Raw genomic sequence first — 9,256 nt, 5'->3', positions numbered from 1 at the left:
AACAGCTTCAACGGCGCGCACGGCCGCAGGCCAGAGGCCTGCTAATAAATGACACGGGGCACAGCCCCGCGCCAGTGTTGGTGGCCCAGATTGCTATAGCGGCACCTGTACCTTCCGCGCCAACCAAGCCGTGCGGAAGGTAGTAAACCCTCAGACCTGCCCAGCACTTCAGTTGCCGCCAATGGAAGACAAACACCTTACGCCCTCTCCGGCGCTGCTGGCCTTCTACAACGCTATTCCGAACGTGGTGTGGTCGGTACTGAGTCTGGGGCCGCTGAGTGTCTTTTGCTACCAGCACATGGCGCGGCCGTGGCTGTACGGGGCGTTGGCGGTGAGCTTGCTGGGGTATGCCGTGCCCAGGGCGTGGTTTAGGTGGTGGCAGCTGAGCGGCTCCGCGGCGGCTTATCGTCGGCTGGGGGTGCACGTAGCCAATCAGTTTACCCAGCACGGCAGCTTCATCAATGGATTGCTGCGGCGGCGCTACCCGCACTACCGGCACGTGCAGAGCCGGGCGGCAGTAGCGGCACTCTGGCAGCACACCTACCACCTGGAGCAGTTCCATCTGGTGGGGTTCCTGTTCTTTCTGTTCGCGGCCGGCTACGCGGCCGCGATGGGTAGGGTAGGCTGGGGGCTGGCGCTGAGTGTGTTGAATATGCTGTACAACGTGTACCCCATGTGGCTGCAACAGTATATTCGGGTGCGGCTGGGTGGCGCGCATAGGTAGTCCCACTGGCGCAGGGCTGTGCCCCATCGTTTTATGTCACACTGTAGCTGCCTCCAACCAAGCGCCAGGTATTGGCGTAGGCGGGTGTACCTGCTGCCGGGCTGGCTAACGCGCAGCTAAGCAATCATGCTTTCTGCTTGGCGGGCTATTATATATGAGAAAATTGGATGCGCTGGGTGGTAGAGGCTTTCGTTTGCTAGGCGTGATATTCTTTCTGCTGCTGGCGCGCGCAAGCTATGCCCAACAGCGTGAGGATATCGACCCCATCGACCCTGGCCGGCCCGATCAGACCAACGGCACATCGGTTGTGCAAAAGCACTTTGTACAGCTGGAAGGCGGCTTGCGCTACCAGGACGGCAGGTCGTCGCGCACCTACAACTACCCTACCCTCACAGTGCGCTACGGCCTGCTAGATAGGGTAGAACTGCGGCTGGGCACTGGGTTTGAGGCATCTATCCCGAGCAGTAGCCGGCAAGGACAACGAGGCCTTGGGGCGCCGGAGGTAGGCACCCGCGTTCAGCTGTGGGACGAGAAAGGCATATTGCCACAGGCTGCCTTCACGGCTACCGCTACCCTACCCGTTGGCAAAAAGGAGCTGCGTCCGACCAACCCCGAGGCCCGCTTGCGCCTCGGCTTCTCCAACTCCCTCACCGATGCGCTTAGCCTGACCTACACTTATGGCTACGGATGGGTGCAGAACGATACCGAGCAGAAGTACGCCGTGAAGCTCGCGGCTCGGCTGAGCAAGCAGTTCTCAATTTACGGCGAAGCCTTTGGCACCACCGAAGCCCGCAGCAGGCCCGATAACGAAGTGGATGCGGGACTGTTGTGGCTGGTGCGGCCCAACCTACAGCTGGACGTGGCCGGCGGCATTGGTATCAGCCGTGCCGCGCCGTCCTTTTTCCTGACCACGGGGGCGTCTATCCGACTACCCTATTAGGGCCCACCACAGGCGGGCTAACACCAGTACTGAGCATCGGCCTTTGGTCCTTTCTTTCACTACCCTTCCTACATTTTTCCTACCCCTACCCCCTATGACACCCCGCGTAATTTGCCACATGATGACTTCCCTGGACGGCCGCATTATTCTGAGCCGCTGGGGCGATGCACCCAACACCCAGGAGTACGAAACTACTGCCGCTACCTTCGAAGCTGATGCTTGGCTGTGTGGCCGCGTGACCATGGAAAAGGACTTCACCGAAGGCCTGGAACCCGACCTGCAACCCGTAACGGAACCCCTCGACCGTACAGATTTCGTAGCCGAGCACTCCGCCGACTCCTTTGTGGTGGCTGTAGATGCGCACGGTAAGCTGGGCTGGGAGTCAGCCGACATTGATGGAGAGCATATCATCAGTGTGCTGTCGGAGCAGGTGAGCGACGAGTACCTGGCCTACCTGCGCCGCGTGGGCGTGTCCTACGTGTTTGGCGGAGCCGAGGAGCTGGACTTCCACAACGTACTGACCAAGCTGGCGGAGCTGTTTCCTATCCAAACCATTCTGCTGGAAGGTGGCGGGCACATCAACGGCTCGTTGCTAAAGGCCGGGCTGATAGACGAGCTGAGCATACTGCACTACCCGGTGGTAGACGGCGCGGCTTCGTCGCCTACCCTCTTCGAGCAGGGCGACCAGCCGGGACCACCGCGCCAGTTCGCGTTGCAACACGTGGAGCAACGGCCCGAAGGCATCCTGTGGCTGCGCTACTCGGCCGCCAACAAGAATTAGCACCAGCAGGGTATGCGGTAGCCAGGTGCTTGCCCCCTCCGCAGATTGGGGTAGGCACCTATTAGCGCCTGTGTGCGTAGAAAGCTCTGAAATTGATGCGCTTCCCTCACTCCTATCCATTTGCTATGTTTCGCTTTCTTGTTTTCGTGTTCGCTCTTGCCCTCGGCTTGAGCCACACCGCCACCGCTGCCGGCGAGTTGCCGGCTCGTCCCAACCCGTTCACTTTCGTGACGGACAAAGCTCAGCTCCTCAGCGAAACGGACGCGAAGAAGCTGGAAAGCGGCCTGCGCAGCTACGCCGATAACAACGGCACGCAGGTGGTTGTGGTAACTGTGCCTACCCTGGACGGTCGCACCGTGGCCGACTATGCCCGTGCGCTGGGCACCGCCTGGGGCGTGGGCCAGCGTAACCAAAACAACGGCGTAGTGGTGCTGATTGCGGCGCAGGAACACCAGGTTAGCATTCAGGCGGGCTCAGGTTTGCGTAGCCAGGTTACGCCGGCGCTTACCGACCGCATCATCAGCCAAGAAATGGCGCCACAGTTCAAACAAGGACGCTACTTTGCTGGCTTGCGGGCCGGGCTGAACACCTTGCTGCAAGCAGCCAACCCAGGTTCGGCACCTACGCAGGCGCCGGCAGCTACGTCGCCCGCCACAACTACTGAGGCTCCCGTTGCTTCGGCGCCACTTGATGAGCCAATGGAACAACCGTCTAGTGCGCCTTTCTCGCCGGGGCTGTCCAGCCCTACCCCCGAGCCGTCGGGGCCAGGCATGGGCACTTTGCTGCTGGGTGCTTTAGTGGTAGGTGGCGTAATCTGGCTGCTGGTGAAGTTGTTTCGCCGCAAAAGCACCGCACAAAGCACTGCGGGCAACCCCCCCGATTTCTTACCGAACCGTAACAATCAGCCTACCCAGGGCTACAATCAGGGCCGGCAACGGCCAACACCGGATTTCTTTAACCGGGGCGGCAACGCTGGCAATACCAACAATGGCGGTGGTGGCAGTGGTATTGGTGGCATGTTGGCAACGGGTGCCGCGGCCGCAGCCGGCGCCTACCTCGGCAACCGCATGGCCTCGGGCCAGAGCCACTCCGGCAACGACCTACAATTAGGCAACGACAACACGGCGGCTGCTGGCATGGGTGCGGCCGGTTTAGGCGCTACCCCACCCGCCTCGGATGCCGATGTGAATGACTTTTTTGGTGGTGCCAGCGCCGCCAACGACCCCGGCCCAGACTACTTCTCCGACGACGTTTCCTCCGGCCCCGACTACTTCTCGTCTGATAACTCCTACGATGATTCGTCGTCGGATGACACGGGTGGTGGTGGCTTTGATGACAGCAGCGACAACAGCGGCTCGTGGTAGCATGCCATAGCAGACGTTGCGCTAGGCTGCTTCCAAATGGTAGCGTAGCCGCCAGGCATCTTCAGGCTTCTAATAGTTAAAGAGTATAAAAGGCAGCGCCGCGAGCGGGGTAAGAAACGTTTCTTGCCCCGCTCGCGGCGCTTTTGTGTCAATCCAGAGACCTACAAAACTGAAACCGCTATGCGGCTACCTGGAACTTAAGATGCGTATTCCGTGAAGCCAACGACTGTAGTTTCAGCTCTGTTCTAAGAATTGTAGCGCAACGAGAATTCCTTTATCTGCGCCCGCAGCCATGCAACCGCTTCCTCTTCATTCGTGAAATAACGATACGTGAGTTGCAGGTTCTGCGCTTGTAGGCGTACCGTGTCCATGGCTAAGCGAGCAAAGGCATCGCGTGCCTGCACAATAGCTCCATAGCGGTAGCCACCTTCTACAATGGCCTGAGGCAACCACTCCTCTACCAGCCAACGCTGTTCTTCCAACGAATACGCTTGCATAGCCCGTTGGTCTACCAGTAGCAGGCCTTGCCCCTGCCTTGCGAGCAGGTGCTTGGTGTGCAGTAACAGTCCGTGCCATATGCTTGCCTCCCGGCGACCCAGCGTATAGGTCAGCCGCACAAAACCAGCCCGGTCTTCTTCAACACGGCCCGCTGCATTTTCAAAATACAGCCGATTAGAAGGAGAAAACATAGTCAAATACTTAAGAAGACAAAAAAAGCAAGAACAAGACGATACTGTGTCTTTTCCTTGCTGCACTTGCTATTTACCATAACCCAGACTGCGTGCCGATACTTTTTTAACAATTCATGTACCTAAATCAGCTTTTCCCGATTTCTGGTGGGCAAATTTCTATCTTGGTGAGCGTTAGTTGTTCCGCATCTTTCCATCGCAGCCCCCTTTATGACTACTAGAAGAGATTTTCTGACCTCCGTAAGCGCCCTTGCCACCGGCATGTTGGCCCTGCCTACCCTAGCCCACGCCGCCCGTGTGCAAGATATTGGCCTTCAACTATATAGCGTGCGCGACGATATGATGCGCGACGCGAAGGGCACGCTCAGCAGCCTGGCCAAGATGGGCTACAAAGAAATCGAATCGGCCAACAGCGCCAAGGGCTACTACTACGGCCTGTCGCCCAAGGAAATGAAGCAGCTGATGGGCAGCCTGGGCATGACACTGCGCAGCGGCCACGTAGGTATTGACAACAATTGGCAGAAAGCCGTGGACGCCGCCGCCGAAGCCGGCCAGCAATACCTGGTGTGCCCTTCCCTACCCACCCAGGGCCAGACCGTGAGCAACTACGAGCGTTGCGCCGACACCTTCAATAAAGCGGCCGAAGCCTGCCGGAAAGCGGGTGTGCAGTTTGCCTACCACAACCACAACTCCGAGTTTGAAAAGGATAACGGGAAAGTGCTGTACGATGTGCTGCTGGAAAAAACCGACCCGCGCCTGGTATCCATGGAAATGGACCTGGGCTGGGTGGTAGTTGCCGGCTACGACCCCTTCCAGTATTTTGAGCGCTACCCCAACCGTTTCCCGCTGTGGCACCTCAAGGACATGAAAAAAGGGGAAGCCCACAGCACTGTGCTGGGCACCGGCCGCTTGGACGTAGCCAAGCTGCTGCGCAGCGCCAAGAAGTCGGGCATGAAATATTTCTTTGTGGAGCAGGAAGAGTATGAAGGCGCACCCCTTGCCAGCATGCAGCGCAACATTGCCTACCTGAAAGGATTGAACTATTAACTGCTTGCTATGGCACCATAACGGCTTGCTTTATTGCGGCCCTGGCCCCTACGCCAGGGCCGCAATAGATTACAGCCACAACGAAAGACCACATGCAGCCTTCTTTTTTTGCGTGTGTCCTATGAGAGAAATCGTTTGCGGTAGGAGTTTGAAAAGCTTATCTTACTCCCCGTTTAACGTGTGTGGTAGGTGTCTACCGTTACACAATTTGTTCTTCTAACAAGCAAAATAGCCCGGCAAAAGGCTTGGGTTCCTGCCAAAAAGAAGAATACCTTGGGTCAACATTGCTTGCTGTGGTGCCCCTTGGCAGCTATTTCGCACGAAAAAGCTGCTTTCCGCTCTATTCTACCACAGCGTACCAGCGCTGATTTTTTACCCTACCCCTCTTGCTTCATGACCACCAGACGAACGTTTCTGAAATCTGCCGTGCTATTATCGGCAGCGGCTTGCGCCTCCCCTTCTGTACTAGCAGCCGACAAGTCCTACATCGGTCTGCAGCTCTATACCGTGCGCGAGCCCATGCAGCAGGACCCTACCGGCACACTGGCCAAGATAGCCGCCATGGGCTACAACTCGGTGGAAGGCGCTACCTACACTGGCAGTCAGAAGTTCTACGGCATGGAGCCCGCAGAGTTTGCCAAAGTGCTGAAGCAGAACGGGCTGATTATGCCTAGCAGCCACTACGTTCTGGGCGAGGCCATGAACAACGGTCAGCCCACTCAAGGCACCCTGCTGCACGGCTGGGACAAAGCCATAGACGACGCCGCACAGGTAGGGGTGAAGTACATGGTGTGCGCCTACCTCATGGACAGCGAGCGAGACCATTACCAGAAGGTAGCTGACTACCTGAATAAAGCCGGCGAGCAGTGCAAGAAAGCCGGCATTCAGCTCTGCTACCACAACCACGATTTCGAGTTTCAGCCCCAGAATGGGCAGATGCCCTACGATCTGCTGCTAGCCACCGATAAAGACTTGGTGAAGATGGAGCTGGACCTGTACTGGGCCACCAAAGCGGGCAAAGACCCTGTGGCAATGTTCAAGGAACATCCCGGCCGTTTCCCGCTGTGGCATGTGAAGGACATGGACAAAACGCCCCAGCGCAACTTCACGGAGGTAGGTAATGGCAGCATCGACTTCAAGCGCATTTTCGCGCAGAAGAAGCTAGCGGGTATGCAGTATTTCTTTGTGGAGCAAGACCAAACGCCTGGCTCGCCCTTCGACAGCATCAAGCAAAGCGTTTCCTACATCAAGCGCACACTGGTATAGGGTTGGTTTTTGGTTGTTTGTTTTTGGTTGTTTGCCCTTGTGCTGCGCCCCCTATGGGGTGCTGGGCGGCCACTAAAGCTAAACATAAACCGCTGCTATAGACCACCAAAAGTTGAAAACGAATAACTAAAAATACCCACCCCTCCTGTATGGCACAGAATACATATGACGCAATTGTAATCGGCTCCGGCATATCGGGCGGCATGGCTGCCAAGGAACTGACGGAGAAAGGATTAAAAACGATTATGCTGGAGCGCGGCCGCAACGTAGAGCACATCAAAGACTACGTGAATGCCAACAAAGCGCCCTGGGAATTTCCGCACCGCGGCGGCAAAACCCAGCAGATGATTAAGGATTACCCCGTACTCAGCCGCGATTATACACTGAATGAAACCAACCTTGAATTCTGGACCAACGAGCAGAAAAGCCCCTACGTGGAGGCCAAGCCGTTCGACTGGTTCCGGGGCTACCAGGTAGGGGGCCGCTCGTTGATGTGGGGGCGCCAGAGCTACCGACACAGCGACTTCGACTTTGAGGCCAACGCCAAGGAAGGCATTGCCGTGGACTGGCCCATTCGCTACAAAGACCTGGCACCCTGGTACAGCCACGCCGAGAAGTTTGCCGGCATCAGCGGCAACCGCGACGGCCTGGCCCAGCTGCCCGACGGCGACTTTATGCCGCCCATGGACATGAACATTGTGGAGAAGGACGTAGCGGCCCGCATCAAGAAGCACTTCAAGGACCGCGACATGATTATTGGCCGCACGGCCAACATCACCAAGCCCCACAACAACCGTGTGAACTGCCAGTATCGCAACAAGTGCTGGCTGGGCTGCCCGTTTGGGGCGTATTTCAGCACGCAGTCGGCCACGCTACCGGCGGCTATGGCTACCGGCAACCTCACCTTGCGGCCGTTTTCCATCGTTACCAAAATCCTGTACGATAAGGATACCAAGCGGGCCAAGGGCGTAGAGGTGCTGGATGCCGAAACCAACAAAACCTACGAATATTTCGCCAAGGTTATCTTCGTGAATGCCTCGGCCCTGAACTCGGCCTGGGTGTTGATGAACTCTGCTACTGATGTATGGCCCGACGGCCTAGGTAGCAGCAGCGGTGAGCTGGGCCACAACCTGATGGACCACCATTTCCGGGCTGGTGCCCACGGCGAAATGGAAGGCTACGAGGACAAATACGTATTCGGCCGCCGCGCCAACGGTATCTACGTGCCGCGCTACCGCAACCTGTTCGGCGACAAGCGCGACTACCTGCGCGGGTTCGGCTACCAGGGCAGCGCCAGCCGCGAAGGCTGGAGCCGCGACATCGCAGAAATGAGCATTGGTGGCGACTACAAAGATGCTCTGACGGAGCCCGGCAAGTGGACTATGGGCATCACGGGCTTCGGCGAAACCCTACCCTACCACGAAAACCGCACCTACCTCTCCAAAACCGAGAAGGACGCCTGGGGCCTACCCGTGCTGGTGATGGATGCCACCATCAAAGACAACGAGCAGAAAATGCGCGTGGACATGATGGAGGACGCCAAGGAGATGCTGGAAAAAGCCGGCCTCAAAAACGTGAACACCTACAACAACGGCTACAACCTGGGCGGCGGCATTCACGAGATGGGAACGGCCCGCATGGGTCGCGACCCCAAAACCTCGGTGCTCAACGCGCACAACCAGGTATGGGACGCCCCCAACGTGTACGTGACCGACGGTGCCGCCATGACCTCGGCCTCTTGCGTGAACCCCTCGCTCACCTACCTGGCCCTCACGGCCCGCGCCGTAGACCACGCCGTAAGCGAACTGAAAAAGCAGAACATCTAATTCCTACCGGCAATGAACAGAAGAGATGCACTGGGCCGGGTGGCCCTCCTGATGGGTGGCGCCGTAATTGGCGGCGACCTGTTTCTAACTGGTTGCTCTACCGACAACTCCAAAACAACCGCCAAGGCTGGGCCGAAAGGCGACCAAAAACCAGAAGAAGTTCTGGATGCCAACCAAGTAACGCTGTTGAACGAGGTAGGCGAAACCATCCTACCTGCCACCAAAACGCCCGGCGCCAAAGCTGCCAACGTGGGCGGTTTTATGGCCGTGATGGTGCGCGACTGCTACAAGCCCGAAGACCAAAAGATCTTCTCCGAGGGCATTACCAAGCTCAACGATGCCAGTAAGCAGAAGTACCAGAAGGACTTCATGGGTCTGGATGCCGGTCAGCGCAAGGAGTTTCTAACCGCCCTTGACGCTGAGCAGAAGCAGTACGCCCAAACCAAGACCAAAGAGCAGCCCAACCACTACTTCCGCATGATGAAGGAGCTGACCTTGTTGGGCTTCTTCACCTCCGAGCCAGGCGCTACCCAAGCCCTCCGCTACCTACCCGTGCCCGGCAAATACGACGGCAACGTGCCCTATAAAAAAGGCGACCGGGCCTGGGCTACCTAAATTT

At 57.7% G+C, this 9,256-nt stretch carries 9 protein-coding genes; 8 read left to right on the top strand and 1 reads right to left on the bottom strand.

Features of this window, described 5'->3' with window-relative positions; translation table 11 throughout:
- Positions 1-181: 181 nt before the first annotated feature.
- From KYK14_RS05680 to KYK14_RS05665, 4 genes are all read left to right on the top strand, one after another.
- On the top strand, positions 182-724 hold the full coding sequence (locus KYK14_RS05680) for a glycosyl-4,4'-diaponeurosporenoate acyltransferase CrtO family protein (protein ID WP_219157707.1): 543 nt from the start codon (positions 182-184) through the stop codon (positions 722-724).
- A 154-nt stretch (positions 725-878) separates the two neighbouring features.
- Positions 879-1,664, top strand: coding sequence for a transporter (locus tag KYK14_RS05675; RefSeq protein ID WP_219157705.1), 786 nt, complete (start codon positions 879-881; stop codon positions 1,662-1,664).
- A gap of 94 nt (positions 1,665-1,758) precedes the next feature.
- Complete coding sequence (locus tag KYK14_RS05670) at positions 1,759-2,445, top strand: dihydrofolate reductase family protein (RefSeq protein ID WP_219157703.1); 687 nt, start codon at positions 1,759-1,761, stop codon at positions 2,443-2,445.
- Between the two features lie 125 nt (positions 2,446-2,570).
- Positions 2,571-3,809 carry a TPM domain-containing protein gene (locus KYK14_RS05665; protein ID WP_219157701.1) on the top strand — a complete coding sequence of 413 codons (1,239 nt, stop codon included), beginning with the start codon at positions 2,571-2,573 and terminating at the stop codon, positions 3,807-3,809.
- Between the two features lie 245 nt (positions 3,810-4,054).
- Here KYK14_RS05665 and KYK14_RS05660 read toward each other — a convergent pair whose 3' ends face one another.
- Positions 4,055-4,498: a hypothetical protein gene (locus tag KYK14_RS05660; protein WP_219157699.1), complete on the bottom strand. Its 444-nt coding sequence runs from the start codon at positions 4,496-4,498 to the stop codon at positions 4,055-4,057.
- Between the two features lie 210 nt (positions 4,499-4,708).
- Between KYK14_RS05660 and KYK14_RS05655 the strand changes: the two genes are divergently transcribed.
- From KYK14_RS05655 to KYK14_RS05640, 4 genes are all read left to right on the top strand, one after another.
- Positions 4,709-5,545, top strand: a complete 837-nt coding sequence (locus KYK14_RS05655; RefSeq protein WP_185281634.1) for a sugar phosphate isomerase/epimerase family protein — start codon at positions 4,709-4,711, stop codon at positions 5,543-5,545.
- 393 nt (positions 5,546-5,938) lie between these two features.
- On the top strand, positions 5,939-6,811 hold the full coding sequence (locus KYK14_RS05650; protein WP_185281635.1) for a sugar phosphate isomerase/epimerase family protein: 873 nt from the start codon (positions 5,939-5,941) through the stop codon (positions 6,809-6,811).
- A gap of 149 nt (positions 6,812-6,960) precedes the next feature.
- The gene (locus KYK14_RS05645; protein ID WP_219157697.1) at positions 6,961-8,637 is read left to right on the top strand and encodes a GMC oxidoreductase; all 1,677 of its coding nucleotides are present in this window, start codon (positions 6,961-6,963) and stop codon (positions 8,635-8,637) included.
- 12 nt (positions 8,638-8,649) lie between these two features.
- Positions 8,650-9,252, top strand: coding sequence for a gluconate 2-dehydrogenase subunit 3 family protein (locus tag KYK14_RS05640; protein WP_208306704.1), 603 nt, complete (start codon positions 8,650-8,652; stop codon positions 9,250-9,252).
- The last annotated feature ends 4 nt before the right edge of the window (positions 9,253-9,256 follow it).

This window comes from Hymenobacter profundi (assembly GCF_019334315.1).
GTDB lineage: Bacteria > Bacteroidota > Bacteroidia > Cytophagales > Hymenobacteraceae > Hymenobacter > Hymenobacter profundi.
This window is presented reverse-complemented; position numbering and strand designations above follow the sequence as displayed.